The sequence below is a fragment of the Actinoplanes sp. URMC 104 genome, from assembly GCF_051386375.1.
GTDB lineage: Bacteria > Actinomycetota > Actinomycetes > Mycobacteriales > Micromonosporaceae > Actinoplanes.
Genome location: NZ_JBPQTO010000011.1, coordinates 2158860 through 2183238, shown reverse-complemented (window position 1 = coordinate 2183238; position 24379 = coordinate 2158860). Strand labels below are relative to the sequence as shown.

The 24379-nt window shown below is 70.7% G+C and carries 24 protein-coding genes; 17 read left to right on the top strand and 7 right to left on the bottom strand.

Annotated elements, in window-relative coordinates:
* Positions 1-2 precede the first annotated feature (2 nt).
* From ACSNN8_RS35915 to ACSNN8_RS35880, 8 genes are all read left to right on the top strand, one after another.
* Complete coding sequence (locus ACSNN8_RS35915) at positions 3-983, top strand: gluconeogenesis factor YvcK family protein (RefSeq protein ID WP_436654626.1); 981 nt, start codon at positions 3-5, stop codon at positions 981-983.
* A gap of 58 nt (positions 984-1041) precedes the next feature.
* On the top strand, positions 1042-2022 hold the full coding sequence (whiA, locus tag ACSNN8_RS35910; protein WP_203821919.1) for a DNA-binding protein WhiA: 981 nt from the start codon (positions 1042-1044) through the stop codon (positions 2020-2022).
* Positions 2023-2138: 116 nt separating this feature from the next.
* Positions 2139-2852 (top strand): hypothetical protein, encoded by a 714-nt coding sequence (locus tag ACSNN8_RS35905; protein WP_436654625.1) that lies wholly within the window; start codon positions 2139-2141, stop codon positions 2850-2852.
* 373 nt (positions 2853-3225) lie between these two features.
* Positions 3226-4224, top strand: a complete 999-nt coding sequence (gap, locus tag ACSNN8_RS35900; protein WP_436654624.1) for a type I glyceraldehyde-3-phosphate dehydrogenase — start codon at positions 3226-3228, stop codon at positions 4222-4224.
* Positions 4224-5426 (top strand): phosphoglycerate kinase, encoded by a 1203-nt coding sequence (locus tag ACSNN8_RS35895; RefSeq protein WP_436655539.1) that lies wholly within the window; start codon positions 4224-4226, stop codon positions 5424-5426. The genes gap and ACSNN8_RS35895 overlap by 1 nt, the downstream gene beginning before the upstream one ends.
* Positions 5426-6214, top strand: a complete 789-nt coding sequence (tpiA, locus tag ACSNN8_RS35890) for a triose-phosphate isomerase (RefSeq protein ID WP_436654623.1) — start codon at positions 5426-5428, stop codon at positions 6212-6214. The genes ACSNN8_RS35895 and tpiA overlap by 1 nt, the downstream gene beginning before the upstream one ends.
* Positions 6215-6304: 90 nt before the next feature.
* Entirely contained in the window at positions 6305-6562 is a 258-nt protein-coding gene (gene secG, locus ACSNN8_RS35885) for a preprotein translocase subunit SecG (protein ID WP_436654622.1), read from the top strand.
* 152 nt (positions 6563-6714) lie between these two features.
* Positions 6715-7056, top strand: coding sequence for an RNA polymerase-binding protein RbpA (locus ACSNN8_RS35880; RefSeq protein WP_436654621.1), 342 nt, complete (start codon positions 6715-6717; stop codon positions 7054-7056).
* A gap of 9 nt (positions 7057-7065) precedes the next feature.
* Here ACSNN8_RS35880 and ACSNN8_RS35875 read toward each other — a convergent pair whose 3' ends face one another.
* On the bottom strand, positions 7066-7668 hold the full coding sequence (locus ACSNN8_RS35875; RefSeq protein WP_436654620.1) for a GNAT family N-acetyltransferase: 603 nt from the start codon (positions 7666-7668) through the stop codon (positions 7066-7068).
* Between the two features lie 62 nt (positions 7669-7730).
* Here ACSNN8_RS35875 and ACSNN8_RS35870 point away from each other — a divergent pair, with 62 nt between their 5' ends.
* A complete protein-coding gene (locus tag ACSNN8_RS35870) occupies positions 7731-8138 on the top strand; it encodes a VOC family protein (RefSeq protein ID WP_436654619.1) in 408 nt (135 codons plus the stop codon).
* On the opposite strand, the gene pgl is transcribed toward ACSNN8_RS35870, so the two are convergent.
* From pgl to tkt, 5 genes are all read right to left on the bottom strand, one after another.
* Entirely contained in the window at positions 8135-8869 is a 735-nt protein-coding gene (pgl, locus tag ACSNN8_RS35865; RefSeq protein ID WP_436654618.1) for a 6-phosphogluconolactonase, read from the bottom strand. The two genes, ACSNN8_RS35870 and pgl, sit on opposite strands and share 4 nt — an antisense overlap.
* A 70-nt stretch (positions 8870-8939) precedes the next feature.
* Entirely contained in the window at positions 8940-9956 is a 1017-nt protein-coding gene (locus ACSNN8_RS35860) for a glucose-6-phosphate dehydrogenase assembly protein OpcA (RefSeq protein ID WP_436654617.1), read from the bottom strand.
* Complete coding sequence (zwf, locus tag ACSNN8_RS35855; RefSeq protein WP_436654616.1) at positions 9953-11470, bottom strand: glucose-6-phosphate dehydrogenase; 1518 nt, start codon at positions 11468-11470, stop codon at positions 9953-9955. The genes ACSNN8_RS35860 and zwf overlap by 4 nt, the downstream gene beginning before the upstream one ends.
* Before the next feature lie 96 nt (positions 11471-11566).
* The gene (gene tal / locus ACSNN8_RS35850) at positions 11567-12703 is read right to left on the bottom strand and encodes a transaldolase (protein WP_436654615.1); all 1137 of its coding nucleotides are present in this window, start codon (positions 12701-12703) and stop codon (positions 11567-11569) included.
* Between the two features lie 11 nt (positions 12704-12714).
* Entirely contained in the window at positions 12715-14772 is a 2058-nt protein-coding gene (gene tkt / locus ACSNN8_RS35845) for a transketolase (RefSeq protein ID WP_436655537.1), read from the bottom strand.
* A gap of 332 nt (positions 14773-15104) precedes the next feature.
* Here tkt and ACSNN8_RS35840 point away from each other — a divergent pair, with 332 nt between their 5' ends.
* The 3 genes from ACSNN8_RS35840 to ACSNN8_RS35830 all read left to right on the top strand — a co-directional run bounded on the left by ACSNN8_RS35840 (position 15105) and on the right by ACSNN8_RS35830 (position 17934).
* On the top strand, positions 15105-16058 hold the full coding sequence (locus ACSNN8_RS35840) for a heme o synthase (RefSeq protein ID WP_436655535.1): 954 nt from the start codon (positions 15105-15107) through the stop codon (positions 16056-16058).
* Between the two features lie 675 nt (positions 16059-16733).
* A complete protein-coding gene (locus ACSNN8_RS35835; protein WP_436654614.1) occupies positions 16734-17027 on the top strand; it encodes a hypothetical protein in 294 nt (97 codons plus the stop codon).
* 1 nt (position 17028) lies between these two features.
* Positions 17029-17934, top strand: coding sequence for an ATP-grasp domain-containing protein (locus tag ACSNN8_RS35830; RefSeq protein WP_436654613.1), 906 nt, complete (start codon positions 17029-17031; stop codon positions 17932-17934).
* A 1034-nt stretch (positions 17935-18968) separates the two neighbouring features.
* Here ACSNN8_RS35830 and ACSNN8_RS35825 read toward each other — a convergent pair.
* The gene (locus tag ACSNN8_RS35825) at positions 18969-19919 is read right to left on the bottom strand and encodes a COX15/CtaA family protein (RefSeq protein WP_436654612.1); all 951 of its coding nucleotides are present in this window, start codon (positions 19917-19919) and stop codon (positions 18969-18971) included.
* 107 nt (positions 19920-20026) lie between these two features.
* Here ACSNN8_RS35825 and ACSNN8_RS35820 point away from each other — a divergent pair, with 107 nt between their 5' ends.
* From ACSNN8_RS35820 to sufC, 5 genes are read left to right on the top strand one after another with little or no spacing between them, the layout of a single operon-like run.
* Complete coding sequence (locus ACSNN8_RS35820) at positions 20027-20731, top strand: helix-turn-helix transcriptional regulator (RefSeq protein ID WP_436654611.1); 705 nt, start codon at positions 20027-20029, stop codon at positions 20729-20731.
* Complete coding sequence (gene sufB, locus ACSNN8_RS35815; protein WP_436654610.1) at positions 20728-22149, top strand: Fe-S cluster assembly protein SufB; 1422 nt, start codon at positions 20728-20730, stop codon at positions 22147-22149. The genes ACSNN8_RS35820 and sufB overlap by 4 nt, the downstream gene beginning before the upstream one ends.
* Before the next feature lie 3 nt (positions 22150-22152).
* Positions 22153-23286 (top strand): Fe-S cluster assembly protein SufD, encoded by a 1134-nt coding sequence (gene sufD, locus ACSNN8_RS35810; RefSeq protein ID WP_436654609.1) that lies wholly within the window; start codon positions 22153-22155, stop codon positions 23284-23286.
* Positions 23283-23615 carry a non-heme iron oxygenase ferredoxin subunit gene (locus ACSNN8_RS35805; protein WP_436654608.1) on the top strand — a complete coding sequence of 111 codons (333 nt, stop codon included), beginning with the start codon at positions 23283-23285 and terminating at the stop codon, positions 23613-23615. The genes sufD and ACSNN8_RS35805 overlap by 4 nt, the downstream gene beginning before the upstream one ends.
* Positions 23612-24373: a Fe-S cluster assembly ATPase SufC gene (gene sufC, locus ACSNN8_RS35800; RefSeq protein ID WP_436654607.1), complete on the top strand. Its 762-nt coding sequence runs from the start codon at positions 23612-23614 to the stop codon at positions 24371-24373. Before ACSNN8_RS35805 ends, sufC begins: the two co-directional genes overlap by 4 nt.
* Positions 24374-24379: the final 6 nt, after the last annotated feature.

Below are 24379 nucleotides of genomic sequence, written 5' to 3'. Positions count from 1 at the left end.
CGATGCCCCCGGTACGGGTGGTGGCGTTCGGCGGCGGGCACGGGCTCAGCGCCTCGCTGCGCGCGCTGCGCCGCAGCGCCGCCGGCATCGAGCTGGACATCACGGCGGTGGTGACCGTCGGCGACGACGGCGGGTCCAGCGGCCGGCTGCTCGCCGAGCGCGACGCGCTGCTGCCCCCGGGCGACCTGCGGCAGGCGCTCGCCGCGCTGGCCGACGACCGGCTGGTCACCCAGCGCACCGCAGACCTGCTGCAGTACCGCTTCGCCGAGATCCCGGCCGGCGGCGAGGGGCCCGATCCGCTGGTCGGCCACGCCGTCGGCAACCTGCTGCTGCTGGGGCTCATGGAGATGCTGGGCGACCCGGTGCAGGCGCTCGACCACGCGGCCGCGATGGTGGGCGCGCGCGGCCGGGTGCTGCCGATGGCCCGCCACGCGATCGGCATCGAGGCCGACGTGCGCGGCGCCGACCCGTCCCGGCCGCTCGAGGTCGTCACCGTGCGTGGTCAGCACGCGGTGGCGGTGGCGCACGGGCACGTGGAGGCCGTCCGCATCGACCCCGCCGACCCGCCGGTGTGCGCGCAGGCGACCAGCGCGATCGACCAGGCGGACTGGCTGATCTTCGGGCCGGGCAGCTGGTTCACCAGCGTGCTGCCGCACCTGATGGTCCCGCGGCTGGCCGAGGCGATCATGAAGAGCCCCGCCCGCCGGCTGGTCACCCTCAACCTCGCCCCCGACAACGAGACGCTGGGCCTGTCGACCGCCGACCATCTGGCCGCCCTGCACTGGTACCTGCCCGGTCTGCGCGTCGACGTCGTGCTCGCCGACGGCCGCTGGGTGGGCGATCCCGAGCCGGTGCGGCGGGCCGCGGAGGCCCTGGGCGCCCGGCTCGTTCTGGCACCCGTGGCCGTTGCGGACGGCAGCCCCAGGCATGATCCTGAGTCGTTGGGCGTTGCCCTGGTGCCCCTGTTGGGCGCCGCTCGTTAAGCAAACGGCGCAATGCGGCACTCCCTGTTCACGATCCGGCGCATGAGGTGACAACACGATGGCTATGACGGCAGCGGTCAAGGACGAGCTGAGCCGGGTCGACGTGCCCAAGCCGTGCTGCCGGCGGGCCGAGATGGCCGCGCTGCTGCGGTTCGCGGGCGGCCTGCACATCGTCTCGGGACGCGTGGTGGTCGAGGCGGAGCTCGACACCGGCGCGGTGGCCAGGCGTCTGCGGCGCGAGATCGCCGACGTGTACGGGTACCCGAGCGAGGTGCACGTGCTCGCCTCGGGCGGGCTGCGCAAGGGCAGCCACTACATCGTGCGCATCGTCAAGGACGGTGAGGCCCTCGCGCGCCAGACCGGCCTGCTCGACGTGCGCGGCCGTCCCGTCCGGGGTCTGCCCCCGCACGTCGTGTCGGCCAACGTCTGCTGCGCGGTGGCCGCGTGGCGGGGCGCGTTCATGGCGCACGGCTCGCTCACCGAGCCCGGCCGCTCCAGCGCGCTCGAGATCACCTGCCCCGGCCCCGAGGCCGCGCTGGCCCTGCGCGGCGCCGCCCGGCGCATCGGCATCACCGCCAAGGAGCGTGAGGTCCGCGGCGTCGACCGGGTCGTCATCAAGGACGGCGACGCCATTGCCGCGCTGCTGACCCGCATCGGCGCGCACTCGAGCGTGCTGGCGTGGGAGGAGCGGCGCGTACGCCGGGAGGTGCGCGCCACCGCGAACCGGCTCGCCAACTTCGACGACGCGAACCTGCGCCGCTCCGCGCGTGCCGCCGTGGCCGCCGCCGCCCGCGTCACCCGCGCGCTGGAGATCCTCGCCGACGAGGCCCCCAACCACCTCACCTCCGCGGGCCGGCTGCGCCTCGAGCACCGTCAGGCGTCGCTGGAGGAGCTGGGCGCCCTGGCCGACCCGCCGCTGACCAAGGACGCGATCGCCGGCCGTATAAGGCGTCTGCTCGCCCTCGCCGACAAGCGGGCCCGTGACCTGGGCATCCCCGACACCGAGGCCGCCGTCACCCCGGAGATGATGGCCTGCTGACCCTTGCTCCTCGACAAGCTGACGTGTGTCAAGATGTCACTTGTTTCACGGAGCGGCGTTTCCGCTGATCAACAGCTATTACACCTGCGCTCGAAAACCCGGAACACTCTCTCGGCATGACCACGACCGAGAGCCTGGAACGCCGGGTTTCGACGGTGGAAAGAGAGTTGATCATTTTGAAGCGGGTAGTAGCGGAGGTGAGGACCTTGGCAACCGATGCCGGACGAGGTGCGGACGACGATGGGGCTGCAGTACGCGGGCACACGGCTTTGTTGAATGCCCTGAAGGAGACGCAGGGCGAGCACTCGGCGATGCTGCGGACGATGTCGTCCGATCTGAGGGCTATGCGGGAGCTTCAGCGAGAGCGCTACGCGGAGCAGCGGGCAGATTTCTATGAGCTCAAGGCCGGCTTCATCCGGCAGGAGGCCGGCATCCGGGACATCAAGGCGGACGTCGGTGCTCTCAAGGCGGACGTCGGTGGTCTCAAGGCGGACGTGGCCGAGTTGAAAGCGGGCTTCGCCGCGCAGCAGGCCGATATTGCCGTGCTCAAGACCGACGTGGCCGGGCTCAAGACGGACGTGGCCGGGCTCAAGACGGACGTGGCCGGGCTCAAGACGGACGTGGCCGGGCTCAAGACGGACGTGGCCGGGCTCAAGACGGACGTTGCCGTGCTCAAGACCGACGTGGCCGGGCTCAAGACCGACGTCGCCGGGCTCAAGGCGGATATGACCGAGGTCAAGGGTGACATCGCGGAGATCAAGCAGGGCATGACGCGCATCGTGCAGGTGGTGGAGCGGCTCGCCGGCGACGGCGGGCACCGGGACTCCTGAGGAGCCCGCTTCCGGCCCCGGAGGGCGACCGCCGGGGCCGGGCCGGAAGCTGTGGACCGTCGCGGATCGTGACGGGGCGGGTCGCGTACGGGGTGAGGGTTGTCCAACCGGAGAAGCGCAGGTTAACGGCGAGGCTTCGTCACGGTTGGGTTGCGACCCCTCGGAAATCTTTCCGGAGCTCTCGGATAGGGTCTTACCGACGGCGACGGTGCCGGCAGCTCGGCCGACCGCGCTGTGCGCCGCCAGTCTGACGCGGCGCCTCCTCACGCTGGCGCGGCGACCGGACGCCCCTCTGCCGGCCCTCGACATGGTCGGCAACGCAGACCCTCCGCCGGTCGCATAATCCGGCGGACCGAAACGAGGAGATCCACCTGTGACCATCCGGGTTGGCATCAACGGCTTCGGCCGTATCGGCCGCAACTTCTTCCGGGCGGCTGCCGCCTCGGGCGCGGACATCGAGATCGTCGGCGTGAACGACCTGACCGACAACGCCACGCTCGCGCACCTGCTCAAGTACGACTCGATCCTCGGCCGCCTGCCGCACGAGGTGAAGGCCACCGCCGACGAGATCACCGTGGGCGGCAAGACCTTCAAGGCGTTCGCCGAGCGCGACCCCAACAACCTGCCGTGGGGTGACCTGGGCGCCGACGTCGTCATCGAGTCGACCGGCTTCTTCACCGACGCCACCAAGGCCAAGGCGCACATCGACAAGGGCGCCAAGAAGGTCATCATCTCGGCCCCGGCCAAGAACGAGGACATCACCGTCGTCATCGGCGTCAACGACGACAAGTACGACGCCGCGCAGCACACGATCATCTCGAACGCGTCCTGCACGACCAACTGCCTCGCGCCGATGGCCAAGGTCCTCAACGACACGATCGGCATCGAGCGTGGCCTGATGACCACGATCCACGCCTACACGCAGGACCAGAACCTGCAGGACGGCCCGCACAAGGACCTGCGCCGCGCCCGCGCCGCCGCCCTCAACGTGGTGCCGACCTCGACCGGCGCCGCCAAGGCCGTCAGCCTGGTGCTGCCGGAGCTCAAGGGCAAGCTCGACGGCTTCGCGATGCGCGTGCCGATCCCGACCGGCTCGGCCACCGACCTGACCTTCCAGGCCAAGAAGGAGACCTCCGTCGAGGAGGTCAACGCCGCGATCAAGGCCGCCGCCGAGGGCGCGCTGCGGGGCATTCTGACCTACACCGAGGACGAGATCGTCTCCTCGGACATCGTCACCGACCCGGCGTCCTGCATCTTCGACGCCGGCCTGACCAAGGTCATCGGCAACCAGGTCAAGGTCGTCGGCTGGTACGACAACGAGTGGGGCTACTCGAACCGCCTCGTCGACCTGGTCAAGCTCGTCGGGGCCTGATCTTCGTGAAGACTCTCGACGACCTGCTCGGCGAGGGTGTCTCGGGTCGGCGCGTGCTCGTGCGCGCCGACCTGAACGTCCCGTTCGACAAGAGCAACCCCGGTGTCATCAGCGACGACGGCCGCGCCCGCGCGGTGCTGCCGACGCTGGTGGCGCTGCGTGACGCGGGCGCCCGCGTCATCGTGATGTCGCACCTGGGCCGCCCCAAGGGCGCGCCCGACCCCAAGTACACCCTCGAGCCGGTCGCCACGCGGCTCGGCGAGCTGCTCGGCTCGCCGGTCGTGTTCGCCTCCGACACCGTCGGCGAGGACGCGCAGGCCAAGGCCGCCGCGCTCGCGGACGGCCAGGTGCTGCTGCTGGAGAACCTGCGCTTCAACGCCGGCGAGACCGCGAAGGACGACGCCGAGCGCGGCGCCTTCGCCGGGCAGCTGGCCGCGTTCGCCGACGTCTACGTCGACGACGCGTTCGGCGCGGTGCACCGCAAGCACGCCTCGGTGTACGACGTGCCGGCCCGCCTGCCGCACTACGCCGGCGGCCTCGTCCTCAAGGAGGTCGAGGTCCTCAAGAAGGTCACCGAGAGCCCCGAGCAGCCGTACGTGGTGGTCCTCGGCGGTTCGAAGGTCTCCGACAAGCTCGCGGTGATCCAGGCGCTGCTTCCCAAGGTCGACAAGCTGCTCGTCGGCGGCGGCATGTGCTTCACCTTCCTCAAGGCCCAGGGCCACGAGGTCGGCAAGTCGCTGCTCGAGGACGAGATGGTCGCCACCTGCGCCGACCTGCTCGAGCAGGCGCAGGGCCGGATCGTGCTGCCGGTCGACGTGGTCGCGGCCACCGAGTTCTCGGCCGACGCCGACTCGGTGACGGTGCCGGCGTCGGAGATCCCGGCCGACCGGCTCGGCCTGGACATCGGCCCGGAGTCGGTGGCGCTGTTCGCCGAGGCGATCGGCTCCGCCCGCACGGTGTTCTGGAACGGCCCGATGGGCGTGTTCGAGCTCGCGCCGTTCGCGGCCGGCACCCGGGGCGTGGCCGAGGCGATCACCAAGATCGACGGCTTCTCGGTGGTCGGCGGCGGCGACTCGGCCGCGGCCGTGCGCACGCTCGGCCTCGACGAGAGCGCCTTCGGGCACATCTCCACCGGCGGCGGCGCCTCCCTGGAGTACCTCGAGGGCAAGACCCTCCCCGGCATCGACGCACTGGAGAAGTGATGGCGGACGCCCGCCGGCCTCTCATGGCCGGTAACTGGAAGATGAACCTCAACCACTTCGAGGCCAACCTTCTGGTGCAGAAGCTCGCCGCGAGCCTGAACGAGCAGCAGCTCACCGACGTCGAGGTGGCCGTGCTGCCGCCGTTCACCGACCTGCGCACCGTGCAGACCGCGGTGGACGGCGACAAGCTGCGCATCGTCTACGGCGCGCAGGACATCTCGCAGCACAAGTCCGGCGCGTACACCGGGGAGATCGCCGGCTCGATGCTGGAGAAGCTGGGCTGCACCTACGTGCTGGCCGGCCACTCCGAGCGCCGGGAGTACCACAACGAGGACGACGCGCTGGTCAACGCGAAGGTGAAGGCGGCCTTCGCGAGCAACCTCACGCCGATCCTCTGCGTGGGCGAGGGCCTGCCGATCCGCGAGGAGAACGGCCACGTCGCGCACTGCTCGGCGCAGCTCGACGCGGGCCTGGCCGGGCTCAAGCCCGAGCAGGTCAAGCAGACGGTCATCGCGTACGAGCCGGTCTGGGCGATCGGCACCGGCAAGACCGCCACCCCCGAGGACGCGCAGGAGGTGTGCGGCGCGCTGCGGGCACGGCTCACCGAGAAGTACGGCGCCGAGATCGCCGACGCGGTGCGCATCCTCTACGGCGGGTCCGTGAAGGCGGCGAACATCGCCAACATCATGGCGCAGCCCGATGTGGACGGCGCGCTGATCGGCGGCGCGAGCCTGGACGCCGAGGAGTTCGCCTCGATCGCCCGGTTCCGGGAGCACGTGGCACGCTGACGTCACGCCGTGTGCCCGGGCGCATAGCGCGCCCGGGCACACGCTATTGTTGGACCGCTGCAGTGCCCTTCGAGAGGAATCGACCCAGTCATGCCGATGTGGTTCGCCTACACGTTGATCGTGTTGCTGGTGATCACCAGCATTCTGCTGACCCTGCTGATCCTGCTGCACCGCGGCAAGGGCGGCGGCATGTCGAGCATGTTCGGCGGCGGTGTGACCTCCAGCCTCGCCGGCTCCTCGGTCGCCGAGAAGAACCTCGACCGCTACACGGTGCTGGTCGGCATCATCTGGTTCGCCTGCATCGTCGGTCTGGGGCTCTGGCTGCGGCTCGCCGTCCCCGGTTCCTGAGTTTCCTTCCGCCCCGTTCTTCTCGGCGAGGCCCCTTGGTCGTAGAATCTGCCGCGCGTCCGGTTCAGCCGGGCGCGCGGCGTTTTTACAGCTCTGTTTCGGCCGTGTTGCGGCCGGCTGAGACCAGCGCCCTCGAGACAGGAGTGACGTCCGTGTCCAGTGGCAGTGCGATCCGTGGCAGCCGTGTGGGCTCGTCGCCGATGCGGCCCGACGAGCGCAGCGAGCCCGCCCCGCGGCGCGAGGTGACCTATTTCTGCGCGGCCGGGCACGCCAGCCAGATCTGGTTCGCCGTCGAGGCGCCCGCGCCCGACACCTGGGACTGCCCCCGCTGCGGTCAGCCCGCGGGCCTCGACCGGCAGAACCCGCCGGGCCGCTCGCGTGCCGAGCCGTACAAGTCCCACCTGGCGTACGTGAAGGAGCGGCGCACCGACGAGGACGGCGCCAAGATCCTCGCCGAGGCGCTCGCCAAGCTGCGCCAGCGCCGCGGCGAGTAGCAAGGCCGGTCAGACGGCCGTGGAGCGGCCCAGATAGACGACGGTGGGCTGGGACGGCACCGGGATCTCGGTGAAGCCCAGCCGGTCGTAGAAGGCGCGCGCGGCGGTGTTCGCCGGCGCCATGCCCAGGTGCACCCGCGGCACCCCGGCCTCGTGCAGCCCGCTCAGGAACGCGGTCATCAGCCCGCGCCCGAGACCGCGCCCCTGCCACTCCGGCAGCAGATCTATGTGCAGATGGGCAGGGTAGTCGGCCAGTTCGGGCACCAGCATGCGCTCGGGGTTCCGGTGCAGCTCCAGCCACAGCTGGTCGCGCGGGTCGTCGTCGCCGTAGCGGCCCTCGGTCGCGGGCAGCCACTCCTCGCGGTAGCGCCGCACGAAGGTCGCCGTGTCGGCGGTGCCGACCACGTAGCCCACCGCGTTGCCCCGCCCGTCGTCGAGGATGCGCGCCACCTGCGGTTCCAGGACGACGTACGGGGCGGCGAACACGTCACCCACGAGCCGGTCGGAGCTGTTCGTGCCGCGCGCGTCCCCGCCGGCGTCGGCGGTGCGCACGCAGATGTCGTAGACGGCTTCGAGGTCGGTGGGGCGGTAGCCGCGAATCTGTGGTTGCACCCCGGAAGTCTATGATCCGGCATGTTGTGGCCGGGCTCACCGCCCGATGACAGGATGCCCGCATGAACTGGACGCTCGAAGTGGTCGTCGTGCCGGTCAGCGACGTCGACCGTGCCAAGGAGTTCTACGCCGACCGGCTCGGCTTCGTGGTCGACCACGACACCAAGATCAGCGATGACGTACGGATCGTGCAGCTCACGCCGCCGGGCAGCGGCTGCTCGATCGTCATCGGCAGGGGAGCGGTGCCGAACATGGCGCCGGGCTCGCTCAAGGGTCTGCAGCTGGTGGTGCCCGACATCGAGGCCGCGCACACCGAGCTCGTCAAGAACGGGGTGACGGTCAGCGACGTCCAGGTGGTGGGCGAGAACCCGCGGCCCACACCGCACCCCCTGGACAACGTCGGCTTCGTCTTCTTCGACGACCCGGACGGCAACAGCTGGGCCGTGCAGCAGATCTCGGCCCGCGGCTAGCCGATGCGGGCCGCGGCCGCCTTGTCGAGCAGCCAGTAGGTGCGCGAGGCGCCGGTGGCGTGGGCGGCCGGCAGCAGCTTGTCGCCGTTGAGCGCCTTGCCGACCGACTCGGTCTTGTCGGGGCCGGCGGCGATCAGCCACACCTCGTCGGCCGACTGGATGGTCGGCATCGTCAGCGTGATCCGGGTCGGCGGGGGCTTGGGGCTGTTGTGGACGGCCGCGGTGGTGCTCTCCGTCTCGTTGAGCACCGGGTGCTCGGGGAACAGCGACGCCACGTGGCCGTCCTCGCCGACGCCGAGCATCAGCACGTCGAACGGCGGCAGGTCGGCGTCGCCCAGCCGCAGCTCGGCGGCGTAGCGGGCGGCCGCGGCCTCCGCGTCCTCGCCGTCCGGGCCGTCGGAGGCGGGCATCGCGTGCACCCGGGCCGGGTCGAGCGGCAGCGCGTCGAGCAGGGCGGCGCGGGCCTGGGTCTCGTTGCGGTCGGCGTCGCCGGCGGGCAGGAACCGCTCGTCGCCCCACCACAGGTCGACGTGCGACCAGTCGATGGCCGCGGCGGCGGGCAGGTCCTTGAGGCTGCTCAGCACCTTGCCGGCGATCCGGCCACCGGTCAGCACCACGCCCGCGGTGCCGCGCTCGGCCTGCGCGTCCACGATCTTGTTGACCAGCCGGGACGCCACGGTCGCGGCGAGGGTGTCGGCGTCCGGTACGACCACGACCACGGTCTTGCTCACGTTGCATCTCCTCGTGAAAGCGTGGGGGCCGCCCACCGTCACGACGGCGAGCGGCCCCTGGTGTCCTCCGTCAGGCGGCCGTGCCGCCGGGGCCGGCCATCGCGCCCTCCTGCTCGCCGGCCTTCGCGGCCAGCGCCGGGTCCTTCCACACGTGCACGCGCATCGGCGGCTTGTGGTCGAGCCCGGAGACGCCGGCCATCGCGCCGAGCGCGTCGGCGTAGATCTGGTCGGCGTCCAGGCGGCGCAGCTCCTCGGCCAGCTCGTCGCCGACCGGCCGCTTGGGCAGCGGCATGTAGCGGTCCTCCTGGCCGGTGCGGCTGAACAGCGCCGTGTTCTCCTCGCGGGTCACGGTCACCGTGTCGCCGTTGGCGCACTGCAGCTGCACCGAGTGCATCCGCGGGGAGCGGTCGGTGCTCTGCAGCTCGGGCTCGATGCCCAGCCGCGACTTGAGCCAGCCCTTCATCAGCCAGGCGGTCGGGTCCTTCTGCGGCGCCACGATCGTCGCGCCGACGACGCGCTCCTCCGTGGTGTCGAAGGCGCCCGCCACCAGCGTCCGCCAGAGCGTGATCCGCGTCCAGGTCAGGTCGGTGTCGCCGGGCGCGTAGTCGACGGCCCGCTGGCGCAGCGCGGCCACCGGGTCGTGCGCCTGCGCGCTGTCGGTGATCCGGCGGTCGGCGACCACGCCGAGGAAGTCGTTCGCGATCGTGTCCGGCGGCTCCTGGTGCCACCAGGTGACGACCGGGACGTCCGGCGCGAGCAGCGGCATGACCACCGACTCGGCGTGCAGCGCCAGCCGGCCGTACATGCGCATGACGACCGCCTCGGCCGGGCCCAGCCGGCCGCCGACGACGATCTCGGCGTCGAGGCGGCTGCGACCCTCCAGGTCGGAGCGCACCACGATGAGCAGCCGGCACGGGTGCGCGGCGGCCGCGATGGTGGCGGCCGCCTCGGCCTCGCGGACCTTCTTCTCCTCGACCACGGCGACCAGCGTCAGGGCGAGACCGGAGGCCACGCCGCCGGCGCTGCGCCGCTCGGCGGCGAGCGCCTTGACCACCTCGTTGCCGGTGGTGTCCCACAGCCCGATCATGCTCGCCTCCAGGCGCGGCCCTCACGGGCCAGCATCTCGTCCGAAGCGCGCGGTCCCCACTCGCCGGCCCGGTAGGGCTCGGGCTTGGTGCCCGCCCACGCCTCCTCCAGCGGGTCGATGACCTGCCAGCTCTGTTCGATCTCGGCGGCGTCCGGGAACAGCGTCCGGTCGCCGACCAGCACGTCCAGCACCAGACGCTCGTACGCCTCGGGGCTGGACTCGGTGAACGCCTCGCCGTACTGGAAGTCCATCGCGATGTCGCGGACCTCCATGGTGGTGCCGGGCACCTTGGAGCCGTACTTGAGCACCACGCCCTCGTCCGGCTGCACGCGGATGACCAGCTGGTTGTTGCCCAGCATCTCCACGTCGGCCGGGTCGAACGGCAGGTGCGGCGCCTTCTTGAACAGGATCGCGATCTCGGTCACCCGGCGCGGCATGCGCTTGCCGACGCGTACGTAGAAGGGAACCTCGGCCCAGCGGCGGTTCTGGATCCCCAGGCGCACCGCGGCGTACGTCTCCGTGGTGGAGTCCGGCGGGATGTTCTTCTCCTCGAGGTAGCCCACCGCCCGCTCGCCGGCGACCCAGCCGGGCAGGTACTGACCGCGGACGGAGCCCTTCGAGATGTCCTTGGGGATGCTGATGGCCTTGAGGACCTTCAGCTTCTCGGCCCGGATGTCGTTGGGGTCGAAGCTGGTCGGCTCCTCCATCGCCACCAGGGCGAGCAGCTGGAGCAGGTGGTTCTGCAGCACGTCGCGGGCGGCGCCGGACGCGTCGTAGAACGCGGCGCGGGTGCCGATGCCGACGTCCTCGGCCATCGTGATCTGCACCGAGTCGACGTACTTGGAGTTCCAGACCGGCTCGAACAGGCTGTTCGCGAAGCGCAGCGCCAGGATGTTCTGGACCGTCTCCTTGCCCAGGTAGTGGTCGATGCGGTAGACGTCGCCGGGCGTGAACACCTCGTCGACCAGCTGGTTCAGCGCGATCGCGGACTGCAGGTCGCTGCCGAACGGCTTCTCGACCACGACCCGGCGCCAGCCGCCGGACTTGGCGTTGTCGGCCATGCCGGTGCGGGCGAGCTGGTTGAGCACCAGCGGGAACGCGGCCGGCGGGATGGAGAAGTAGAAGGCGGCGTTGCCCGGGATGCCGTTGCGCTCGCGCAGCTCGTCGAGCGTCTCGGCCAGATGGTCGAACGCGGCGTCGTCGTCGAACGAGCCGGGCACGAACTGGAACTGGCTCGCGAGCCGCTGCCAGACGTCCTCGCGCCACGGGGTACGGGCGCCCTTCTTCGCCGCCTCGTAGGCCAGCGACTCGAAGTCGCCGTCACCCCAGTCGCGGCGGGCGAAGCCCAGAACCACGAAACCGGGCGGCAGCAGACCGCGGTTGGCCAGGTCGTAGACGGCCGGGATGAGCTTCTTTCGGGACAGGTCACCGGTGACTCCGAAGATCACCAGAGCGCAGGGCTCGGGGATCCTGGGAAGCCTGCGGTCCTGTGCGGTACGCAGCGGATTGCCCACGTGGTCCATCCTGCCAGTTTTTCGGTGTCGTGCAGGTGTCTTAGCAGGGACATGAGGAGGGGATCCGCACCGGCGGATCCCCTCCCCACAGTTCTCTCAGGCCGCGTCGCTCGGGCTGCTGGAACCCTTGGCCGCCGCCTTGAGCGACTTGTCGACGCCCTCGAGCAGCTCCTTCCAGCTGGCCTCGAACTTGTCGACGCCCTCGTCCTCGAGGACCTTGAAGACGTCGGGCAGGTCGATGCCGACCCGCTCGAGGTCCGAGAAGACCTTCCGGGCCGCCTCGTACGAGCCGGTCACCGCGTCCTTGCGGGTCTCACCGTGGTCGGCGAACGCGTGGATCACGGCCTCGGGCATGGTGTTGACCGTGCCCGGGGCGACGAGCTCCTCGACGTAGATGGTGTCCTTGTACTCCGGGTTCTTGGTGGAGGTGGACGCCCACAGCGGACGCTGCGGCTGGGCGCCCGCGGCCTCGAGGGCCTTCCACCGGTCGGTCCCGAAGACCTCCTGGTACGCCTCGTACGCGAGCTGGGCGTTGGCGACGGCCGCCTTGCCCTTGAGCGCCTTGGCCTCGTCGCTGCCGATCTTGTCGAGGCGCTTGTCGATCTCGGTGTCCACGCGGGAGACGAAGAACGACGCCACCGACCCGATCTTGGACAGGTCGTGGCCGTTGGCCTTGGCCTGCTCGATGCCGTCGAGGAACGCGTCCATGACCTGGCGGTAGCGCTCGTTCGAGAAGATCAGCGTCACGTTGACGCTGATGCCCTGCGCCAGCACCTGGGTGATCGCCGGCAGGCCCGCGAGGGTGGCGGGGATCTTGATGTACAGGTTCTCGCGGTCGACGAGCCACCAGAGCGTCTTGGCCTCGGCCACGGTGCTCTCGGTCTCGTGCGCCTTGCGCGGGTCGACCTCGATGGACACGCGGCCGTCGACACCGTTGGAGGCGTCGTAGGCCGGGCGCTCGACGTCACACGCGTCCCGCACGTCACGGCCGGTCATGAGGCGTACGGCCTCCTCGACCGTGACGCCCTGGGCGGCGAGGTCGCGCAGCTGCTCGTCGTAGGCGTCGGCGTCGGACAGCGCCTTCTGGAAGATGCTCGGGTTGGTGGTCACGCCCACCACGTGCTGCTCGTCGAGCAGCTTCTTGAGCCCGCCGGTGGTCAGGCGGGGACGGGAGAGGTCGTCGAGCCACACCGCCACACCGGCGTTGGACAGCTCTTGCAGCCTGTCGGTCATCGCGTACTCCCTCAGTTTCCGGTCGTGTGACCGGTGATCTCGCTGACCTTGGCCAGGGCAGCGTTGGCCTTGGCCACCACGTTGTCCGCGGTGAACCCGAACTGCTCGAACAGGATCTTGGCGGGGGCGCTCGCGCCGTAGTGCTCGATGCTGACCGGCTCGCCGGTCTCACCGAGGATGCGGTCCCAGCTCTGCCGGATGCCGGCCTCGACCGTCACCCGCGCCTTGACGCCACGCGGCAGCACCTGCTGCTGGTAGGCGGTGTCCTGCTCGTAGAACCACTCGAGACACGGCATCGACACCACGCGGGTCGGGGTGCCCTCGGCCTCGAGCCGCTTCTGCGCCTCGAGGCAGATCGACACCTCGGAGCCGGTGCCGATGAGGATCACCTTGGGCTGCGTGCCGGACGCCTCGGACAGGATGTAGCCGCCCTTGAGCGTGCCCTCGGCCGACGCGTACTTGGAGCGGTCGATCGTGGGCAGGTTCTGCCGGGACAGCGCCAGGCCGGTCGGGCGGTCGGTGTGCTCGAGCGCGCCGCGCCAGGCGTACGCGGTCTCGTTGGCGTCGGCGGGGCGCACGACGTCGAGGCCGACGATGGCGCGCAGCGCGGACAGCGTCTCGATCGGCTGGTGCGTCGGGCCGTCCTCGCCGAGGCCGATCGAGTCGTGCGTCCACACGTAGATGACCGGCAGCTTCATGAGCGCGGAGAGGCGTACGGCACCACGCATGTAGTCGCTGAAGACCAGGAAGGTGCCACCGTACGGGCGGGTGCGGCCGTTGGCCGCGATGCCGTTGAGGATCGAGCCCATGCCGTGCTCACGGATGCCGAAGTGCAGCGTGCGGCCGTACTCGTTGCCCGGGAACGCCTTGGTCGCGTACTCGGACGGGATGAAGGACGGCTCGCCCTCCATGGTGGTGTTGTTGCTCTCGGCGAGGTCCGCCGAGCCGCCCCACAGCTCGGGCAGCACCGGCGCGAGCGCGCCGAGCACCTTGCCGGACGCGGCGCGGGTGGCCAGGCCCTTGGGGTCGGCCGGGAACTCGGGAAGCGCCTTCTCCCAGCCCTCGGGCAGGGCGCGCTTGGAGAGACGGTTGAACAGCGCCTCGCGCTCGGGGTTGGCCTTGGCCCACGCCTCGAACCTGGTGTTCCACTCGGCGTGCGCCGCCTTGCCGCGCTCGACGACCTCGCGGGTGTGCGCGAGGACGTCCTCGGCCACCTCGAACGACTTCTGCGGGTCGAAGCCGAGGATCTCCTTGGTGGCCTTGACCTCGTCGGCGCCCAGCGCGGAGCCGTGGATCTTGCCGGTGTTCTGCTTGTTCGGCGCCGGCCAGCCGATGATCGTGCGCAGCACGATGAAGGAGGGCTTGTCGGTGACCCGCTTGGCCTCCTGGATCGCGGCGTAGAGCGCCTCGACGTCCTCGGCGTACTCGCCGCCCTCGGACGGGTCGCCCTTGCGCCAGTCGACGTGCTGCACGTGCCAGCCGTACGCGGCGTAGCGCGCGCCGACGTCCTCGTTCTTGGCGATGCGGGTGTCGTCCTCGATGGAGATCTCGTTGTCGTCGTAGATCACCGTGAGGTTGCCGAGCTTCTGCACGGCCGCGACCGCGCTCGACTCGTGGCTGACGCCCTCCTCGATGTCGCCGTCCGAGCACAACGCGTACACGTGGTGGTCGAACAGAGAGTCACCCGGGCTGGGCTCGGGGTCGAACAGGCCGCGCTCGCGGCGGGCGGCCATCGCCATGCCGACCGCGTTGCCGACGCCCTGGCCCAGCGGGCCCGTGGTGACCTCGACGCCGGGGGTGTGGCCGTACTCCGGGTGGCCCGGGGTCAGCGAGTCCCACTGGCGCAGCGAGGCCAGGTCGTCGAGCTGCAGGCCGAAGCCGTTGAGGTAGAGCTGAATGTAGAGGGTGAGGCTGGAGTGCCCACAGGAGAGCACGAAGCGGTCGCGGCCGGCCCACAGCGGATCGGTCGGGTCGTGCCGCATGACCCGGTTGAACAGCAGGTAGGCAGCGGGCGCGAGGCTCATCGCCGTGCCGGGATGGCCGTTGCCGGACTTCTCGACGGCATCCATGGCCAGGACCCGGACAGTGTCCACCGCCTTGCGGTCGAGGTCGGACCAATTGAGAGCTGGATCTGTGGCAGCCACGTCGGTTGTGCTCCTCGGGCATGATTTCGAGACCTTTTGAGGTTGACCCTATCCACTTGGGTTAAACCCGCGCCCGGGGAACGGCCGAGGCCCATACGCTGAGAGCGGACATCCGGCGTGTCACGCCGTGCACCGGGCAAGGGTCGTCGGAGCAGCGGTGATGGCTGAGCGTAGGCTGTCCGAGCGTGCCGCCGGCTGGCGCCGGAGACGGTCGTGTTGTGGCTAGTGCCGATGCCGGAAGGTGGCAGTCCGTGAGCATGATCACCGAGCGTCCCGTCCCTGGACGGCCGCCCGGCGTTCCGGGGGACGCCGCTGCCGCGGTCGTGCCCGAGAAGCGTCGCGATCCCGTAGCCCTGCTGCGTGCCTATCTGGCGCTGACCAAGCCGCAGATCGTGGAGCTGCTGCTGGTGACCACGGTGCCGACCATGATGGTCGCCGCCGGGGGCTGGCCCGACCTGCGCACCCTCGCCGTGGTGCTGGTCGGCGGGGCGATGGCGGGCGGCGCGGCCAGCGCGCTGAACTGCTACATCGACCGCGACATCGACCAGGTCATGCGGCGCACCAAGCGGCGTCCGCTGCCGGCCAACGCGGTGACCCCGCGCTCGGTGCTCGTCTTCGGCCTGACGCTCGCGGTGGTGTCGGTCGCGCTGATGGCGGTCTTCACCAACTGGCTGGCGACCGCGCTGACGGCCGGCGCCATCTTCTACTACGACGTCGTCTACACGCTCTGGCTCAAGCGGCGCACCCCCGCCAACACGTTCTGGGGCGGCATCTGCGGCTCGGCCCCGGTCATCATCGGCTGGGCGGCCGTCACCGGCTCGATCAGCGCGCTGGCGTGGGCGCTTTTTGCGGTTGTCTTCTTTTGGCAGATGCCGCACTTCTATGCGCTCGCCATCAAGTACAAGGACGACTACGCGCGGGCCGGCGTCCCGATGCTGCCGGTGGTGCGCTCCGAGCGCCGCGTCAACGGCGAGATCGTGCTCTACACCGTCCTCACCGTCGCGGCGTCGCTGGTCGCCTGGCCGCTGGGCCTGGGCCCGATCTACGGCGTGGCCGCCGTGGTCACCGGGGTCGCCTTCCTGGCCGAGGCCTTCCTGCTCGTGAAGCGCAGCCGGGCCGGCGAGCCCGCCAAGCCGATGCGGCTGTTCCACTGGTCCATCACCTACCTGACGATTCTGTTCATCGCCGTGGCGGTGGACGCGCTCCTCTGAGCCGTCCACGCCGGTCCGCGCGCCCGCTCACCCGCTCGCCGGGGGACGGGCGCGCTGCCGTATCCGAGCCTTTCTCGACAGCTCTGCGCGCCGACCATCGCCCGCCGGCCCCGCGTCGCCCGCGCGCCGGCCCTCGTCCGCCCGCCCCGCGCGCCGGCCCTCGTCCGCCCGCCCCGCGCGCCGGCCCTCGTCCGCCCGCCCCGCGCGCCCGCCCCGCCTGCTGGCCGCGCGCGCCCGCCCGCCTGCTGGCCCCGCGGGCTGGCCCCGCCTTCCGGCCCCGCGCGCCGGCTCCGCCTTCCGGCCCCGCGCGCCGGCCCCGCCCGCCGGTCTCGGCGCGCCGGCGCATCCGACTGGTGTGCCAATCTTCCGGCCGCCCTTAACGGTGCTTCACCGGCGTCACCGGGGTGGCTCGGGACGGGGCGTCGGCGGGCGTTGTGTTCGCGGGTGCGCACTTGTGCTCGGCTGACGGTTACGGGCGTCGCACAAGGTGCCCGGAAATGCACCCATTTCCGGTTACTGTCCGTCGCTCGATCGATGGAAAGCTGTTGATGAGGACAAACCGGGCATAATCGGCCCATAGTTATGTGTCCAGCCGTTAAACCCGCAGGTAATTCCTCTCACAAACGGCCGGCGACACTACTTGCCTCCCGCGACGAGGTGCTTACTCTTCCCGTCATGGCTCAAGGTTCCGATACGACACTGACCGCGGGGATCAAGTCCTTCGCCGCCGGCCACGGTGGCGCCAAGGCGGTCATCGAGTACGTCGGCAAGCGTGGTGCCCGCATTGTCCTCGTTGGCCAGGACGGCGAGTGGTCCGACCAGTTCGCCGACGACACCATGGTCGCCCGCAAGGCGTGTGAGAACGCCGGCGTCGAGGTGGAGAACGAGTGGGAGCGCGAGCTCATGGAGCAGATGCGCCCCAGCAACGACCTGTGGCGTTCGATGTCGCGCCGGAGCATGGCCCGCTGAGTTGAGTCCTTCCGTCCACGCGACCCGGGATGCGTCCCGGGTCGCTCTCGTCACCTGCGACCTCTTCCCGGACCTCTGGGAGGACGACTTCCCGCTGCGCGACGCCCTCCGCGAGCGCGGCATCGAGGTGGACGCCGTCCGCTGGGACGACGCGGCCGCCGACTGGACCTCGTACGACCTCGCCGTGATCCGCTCGCCGTGGGACTACGTGCCCCGCCGCGACCAGTTCATAGCGTGGGCGCACAGCGTTCCGCGCCTGCTCAACCCGGCGGACGTCCTCGAGTGGAACACCGACAAGCGCTACCTGGCGGAACTCGCCCGGGCCGGCCTGCCGGTCACCCCCACCACGTTCGTGAGCCCGGGCGACACCTGGACGCCACCCGCGACCGGCGAGTGGGTCGTCAAGCCGGCGATCAGCGCCGGCAGCCAGGACACGGACCGCTACACCCTGCCCGAGCAGCACGACCTGGCCGCGGGACACGTGGCCCGGCTGACCGCCGCGGGCCGCACCGCGATGGTCCAGCCCTACCTGGCCGCGGTCGACGAGGTCGGCGAGACCGCGCTCATCTTCCTGCCCGACGCCGCCGGCGACCTCGGCTTCAGCCACGCGATCCGCAAGGGCGCGATGCTCATCGGCCCCGGCGAGGGCGCCCTCGACCCGGGCAACGAGCAGATCGACCCGCGCACCGCGTCACCCGCCGAACGCGACGTCGCCGAGCGCGTACTGCGGGTCATCCCCGGCGGCACGAAGCGTCTGCTCTACGCCCGCGTCGACCTGATTCCCGGCCCGGACGGCGAGCCGCTCCTGGTCGAGCTCGAACTCGCCGAGCCGTCGCTGTTCCTCAAAGAGGGCGAGCAGCAGGGCGCCGCCCTGCGCCTAGCCGAGGCGATTGCCGCCCGGCTCTGACGCCCGCTGAGGCGATTGCCGCCCGGCTCTGACGCCCACTGAGGCGATCGTCGGCCGACTCTGACGCCCGCCGAGGCGATCGCCGTCCGGCTTTGACGCCCGCGGAGGGCGGTCGTTGGCCGGCGGTGACACCCAGGCGGCGGGTGGTGGCCGGAGAGAGAGAACCACCACCCGCGCCCGGATAGGCGGGACGGCCATGCAGGGACACCGGATAAGCGGCCGTCCGCCGTCGAGTAGTGCTCCTTAGGCTCACCCTCTTTCCTTGCGTGCGTGACGGGACTCCCGGCGACGCGGCTGACCAGGCCGCGACGCCGGGTGGCACGGGCGCGCCCGGCTTGAGGTGGGCGCTGCCGTGCCGGGGAGGGTGACGTCCGCCGAGCCGTCCTCGGTGGGGAAGCCGGATGTCGACGGCTCGAGGCGGACGCCACCCGATCGGCAGGGCTCGCGGGAGCCGGCTCCGCATGACGGGGAACGGAGCGGCAGCCCTGCCGAGTCTCGGAGCGACCGCCGCGGCCCGAGAACCGCAGAGGTCGCGAAGGTGGCCGGGGAGCGCCGCCGGACGGCGAGGGTTCCGCGGCGATCAGCGCTTTGGAGGCGGCGACCGATCGCTCGGTGCGCCGGTGAGCTCGTGGCGCCTGCGCAAGGGCGGCCGGGTGGTCGGCAGTCCGGTGTGGTGGTGACCCGTGAGGCTCGTGTTCGGCATGGGGACAGCGTGCCCAAGCGGGCCGATCAACGTCGGGTGGATTTGCTCGCCTGTGGACGACACGCAGTTGTCCACAGGCGGCGATGCGGGGAGCGCAGGTCAGCGGCTTTCGCGATGGAGTTTCGCGTTGTGGACGGCGGCCGGGTGCACGGCGCCGACAAAGGATCGACGGCTCGACAGCGACGCTCGCTTGCCGTGCCGCTCACGGTGATGGCGGCAGATCGCTGTCAGGGGGGCGGAGTGGTTGTGCCGCTCGGAAGGAGTCCGTCGGCGCGAGATCGCGACGCCGGCCGGCGTGGTGTTCGATCGCGGCGGGTGCGCGAACAGGTCGTCAGCGCGGCGCGGGGATGGGCTCCTCGGCCGGCGCCGGGGAGAGCCCGGCGGGCGGGAAGGCCGGCGCGGCGTCCAGGGGGCGTTCCCGCAGCGACCACACCACCGACAACGTGCCCGTCCAGACCAGGGCGGCGCCGAGCATGTGGGCGCCGACGAGCAGGACCGGCAGGTGGGTGAAGTACTGCACGAAGCCGATCAGCCCCTGGCCCAGCTCGATCGCGAGCAGCACCACGGCCGCCCGGACGGCGGCTCGGGGCGCGGAGGCGGCGCGCAACGCGAAGATGAGAGCCACGGTAAGGCCGAGCAGCAGGAACACCGCGTCGGCGTGGGCCTGGGAGGCGGCGGCGGGGTCGAGGCCGTTGCGCTTCGCGTCGAGGTCGCCGGCGTGGGGGCCGCTGCCGGTCACGACCACGCCGAGGGCGATCACCGCGGCGCTCACCGCGGTCAGAATCCACGCCAGGTGGTTGATCGGGCGCGGCACCAGCGGCACCGGCGGGCCGTCGCCCTCGGCGCTGCGCCGCCACAGGGCGTACGCGAAAGCGATGATCACGATGGAGACGAGGAAGTGGAGGCCGACCACCCACGGGTTGAGGTTGGTCAGCACCGTGATGCCGCCGATCACCGCCTGCAGCGGGATGTAGAGCAGCACCGCGATGCTCAGCAGGACGCGCGCCCGGCGCCGGGGCCGTTCCAGCAGCGCGGCGACGACGCAGGCCAGGGCGATGAACCCGAGCGCGAACGTGAGCAGCCGGTTGCCGAACTCGATGACGCCGTGCACGCCCATCTCGGCGGTGGTCGTGTACGACGCGTCGGTGCACCGCGGCCAGGTCGGGCAGCCGAGGCCCGATCCGGTCAGCCGCACCGCCGCGCCGGTGACGACCAGCGCGACGTTGGCGATCAGCGACGCCAAGGCCAGGGGGCGCAGCGGAAGGAACCTCACCTCTGGCATCGTACGCAGGGATTTGATCTTGTTTGAGACGACCCGTGGACGGCGGTGGCGTGGATCACCGGGGGGTCGGTTTGCAGGGCTCCGCGGAAATACGTAACGTTGGCGTAGTGAAATACGAGGTGCTGGTTCGGAGCGGTGCGGTGGCGTCTGCCAGCGCGTCCGACGGCCGCACCCGTGACCGGGTCGCCCAGCTGCTGCTGGAGCGTGGTTCGGCCACCGCGGCCGAGCTCGGCGCTTGTCTCGGCCTCAGCCCCGCGGCCATCCGCAAGCACCTCGACGCGATGCTCGCCGAGAGCCTGGTCGAGGCCCGTGAGGTCCGCCGCACCGGCCCCCGTGGCCGCGGCCGTCCGGCCAAGACGTTCGTGCTGACCGCCGCCGCCCGGGAGTCGTTCCCGCACTTCTACGACGGCATCGCCACCGCCGCGCTGCGCTGGATCGCGCAGCACCACGGTCCCGACGCCGTCACCGCCTTCGCTTCGTCGCAGGTCGTCGGCCTGGAGGAGCGCTGCCGGGCGGCGCTCGAGGAGGCCGGCGACGATCCGCTCGCCCGGGCGGAGGCGCTCGCCGAGGCGCTGACCGCCGAGGGCTACGCTGCCAACGCGTCCACGATCGCGACCGGCGGGCAGCTGTGCCAGCACCACTGCCCGGTGGCCCACGTGGCCGCCGAGTTCCCCCAGCTCTGTGACGCCGAGACCGAGGTCATCTCACGCCTCATCGGCACGCACGTCCAGCGTCTCGCCACCATCGCGCACGGCGATGGAGTGTGCACCACGCACATTCCAGGAACCACTCGGGTTAGGACAGATAGATGACCGACCAGATCGCTACTCAGGAAGAGCACCTCGCCGCCCTGGGCAAGTACGAGTACGGCTGGGCCGACGCCGACATCGCGGGCGCATCCGCCACGCGTGGCCTGTCCGAGGCCGTGGTGCGCGACATCTCCGCGAAGAAGAACGAGCCCGAGTGGATGCTCAACCTCCGGCTCAAGGGCCTGCGGCTGTTCGACCGCAAGCCCATGCCGAACTGGGGCGCGGACCTCACCGGCATCGACTTCCAGAACATCAAGTACTTCGTGCGCTCGACCGAGAAGCAGGCCGCCAGCTGGGACGACCTGCCCGAGGACATCAAGGCGACCTACGACAAGCTGGGCATCCCCGAGGCCGAGAAGCAGCGCCTCGTGGCCGGCGTCGCCGCGCAGTACGAGTCCGAGGTCGTCTACCACGCGATCCGTGAGGACCTCGAGGAGCAGGGCGTCCTGTTCCTCGACACCGACACGGCGCTCAAGGAGCACCCGGAGATCTTCCAGGAGTACTTCGGCACCGTGATCCCGGTCGGCGACAACAAGTTCGCCGCGCTGAACACGTCGGTGTGGTCGGGTGGCTCCTTCATCTACGTGCCCAAGAACGTCAAGGTCGACATCCCGCTGCAGGCCTACTTCCGGATCAACACCGAGAACATGGGCCAGTTCGAGCGGACGCTGATCATCGCCGACGAGGGCAGCTACGTGCACTACGTCGAGGGCTGCACCGCGCCGATCTACTCGTCGGACTCGCTGCACTCCGCGGTCGTCGAGATCGTCGTCAAGAAGAACGCGCGGGTGCGCTACACGACCATCCAGAACTGGTCGAACAACGTCTACAACCTGGTCACCAAGCGCGCCACCTGCGAAGAGGGCGCGACCATGGAGTGGATCGACGGCAACATCGGCTCCAAGGTGACGATGAAGTACCCCGCCGTCTACATGACCGGCCCGCACGCCAAGGGCGAGGTGCTGTCGATCGCCATGGCCGGCGAGGGCCAGCACCAGGACTCCGGCGCCAAGATGGTGCACGCCGCGCCGCACACCTCCTCGACGATCGTCTCGAAGTCGATCGCCCGGGGCGGCGGCCGCACCTCGTACCGCGGTCTGGTGCAGGTGCTGGAGGGCTCGGCTTCGTCCAAGAGCACGGTCAAGTGCGACGCGCTCCTGGTCGACACGATCTCCCGGTCCGACACGTACCCCTACGTCGACATCCGCGAGGACGACGTGTCGATGGGTCACGAGGCGACCGTCTCCAAGGTCAGCGAGGACCAGCTCTTCTACCTGATGAGCCGCGGTCTGACCGAGGACGAGGCGATGGCGATGATCGTGCGCGGCTTCATCGAGCCGATCGCCAAGGAGCTGCCGATGGAGTACGCCCTCGAACTGAACCGTCTCATTGAGCTCCAGATGGAAGGCGCGGTCGGCTAAGCAATGACCACCGAAACAACGACGATTGCTCCGCCCAGCACCAAGTCGCAGGTGCTGCGCTCGTTCGACGTCACCGACTTCCCGGCCCTCACCGGGCTGGAGGAGGACTGGCGTTTCACCCCGCTCAAGCGGCTGCGCGAGCTGGCCACGGCCACGACGCTGACCGGCACCGCGCCGCAGCTCGAGGCCGGTGACCTGCCCGCGGGCGTGAGCGTGCGGAGCGTCGACGACGTCGAGCCGGTGCTCACGCCGTTCGACCGGATCAGCGCGCTGGCGTACGGCTCGGCGGCGGGCGCGACCCTCATCGAGGTCGCGCCCGAGACCGAGCCGGCCCAGGCCGTGGTCATCCGGCTGGTCGGCAAGGGCGGCGAGGCCGCGGCCGCGCGTACGTTCGTCAAGGTCGGCGCGTTCGCCAAGCTGACGCTGGTGCTTGAGCAGACCGGCACGGCCACGCTCGCCGACAACATTGAGGTCCTGGTCGGCGACAGCGCCCAGCTCACCTTCGTGACGCTCGCCGACTGGGACGCCGGCGCGGTGCAGGCCCAGCACGTGAAGTTCCGCATCGGCCGCGACGCCCGCGCCAGCCACGTGCAGGTGGCGCTCGGCGGCGACCTGGTCCGCCAGTTCACGAGCGTGGAGTACACGGCCCGCGGCGGCGACGCCGAGCTGTGGGGCCTCTACTTCGCCGACGCCGGCCAGCACTTCGAGCACCGCCAGCTGGTCGACCACAGCGTTCCGGACTGCCGCAGCTACGTCGGCTACCGCGGCGCGCTGCAGGGCAAGTCGGCGCAGACCGTCTGGGTCGGCGACGTGCTGATCCGCGCGGCGGCGACGGGCACCGACACGTACGAGATCAACCGCAACCTGATCCTGACCGACGGCGCCGTGGCGCACTCGGTGCCCAACCTCGAGATCGAGACCGGTGAGATCGTCGGTGCCGGGCACGCCAGCGCGACCGGCCGCTTCGACGAGGAGCAGCTGTTCTACCTGATGGCGCGAGGCATCCCCGAGGGTGAGGCGCGCAAGCTCGTGGTCCGCGGCTTCTTCGCCGAGCTCATCAACAAGATCCCGGTCGAGGAGCTGCGCGAGCGGCTCGGCGCCGCGATCGAGGCCCGGCTGGCCGAGGCGGGCGCGTGAGCTTCGAGCTGGTCGGTTCCGCCGCGGACGTGGCGAAGGGCTCCGCGATCTCCGTCGAGCTGGACGGCGTCGACGTCGCGGTGGTGCACGCCGACGACGACAACTTCTACGCCGTACGCGATGAGTGCTCCCACGCCGCGGTGCCCCTCTCGGAGGGTGAGGTCGAGGGCTGCCTGCTCGAGTGCTGGCTGCACGGTTCCCGGTTCGACCTGCGCACCGGCGAGCCGAGCGGCCCGCCCGCCTTCTCGCCGGTGGCGACGTACCCCGTCGAGATCCGCGACGGCGACATCTATGTTTCGACGACCCCGAGTAATGGAGTAAACCCGTGAGCACCCTGGAGATCCGCGACCTGCAGGTGTCGGTCAAGTTGCCCGAGGGCGACCTGAAGCCGATCCTGGCTGGGGTCGACCTCACCGTGAAGTCGGGCGAGACCCACGCCATCATGGGTCCCAACGGCTCGGGCAAGTCGACGCTGGCGTACTCCATCGCGGGCCACCCCAAGTACCAGATCACCGGCGGCTCGGTCACGCTCGACGGCGAGAGCGTGCTCGACATGACGGTCGACGAGCGCGCCCGCGCGGGCCTGTTCCTCGCGATGCAGTACCCGGTCGAGGTCCCCGGCGTCTCGGTGGCGAACTTCCTGCGTACGGCGAAGACGGCCGTCGACGGTGAGGCGCCGAAGCTGCGCACCTGGGCCGGCGAGCTGCGCAAGGCCATGGAGCAGCTGCAGATGGACCCGGCGTTCGCGCAGCGCAACGTCAACGAGGGCTTCTCCGGCGGTGAGAAGAAGCGTCACGAGATCATGCAGCTCGAGCTGCTCAAGCCCAAGATGGCGATCCTCGACGAGACCGACTCGGGCCTCGACATCGACGCGCTGCGCGTCGTCAGCGAGGGCGTCAACCGCGTCCGCGAGACCGGCGACACCGGCCTGCTGCTGATCACCCACTACACCCGCATCCTGCGCTACATCAAGCCGGACTTCGTGCACGTGTTCGTCGCCGGCAAGATCGTCCAGGAGGGCGGCCCGGAGCTCGCCGAGCAGCTCGAGGCCGAGGGCTACGAGCGCTACGTCGGCACGCGGGTCTGAACAGGG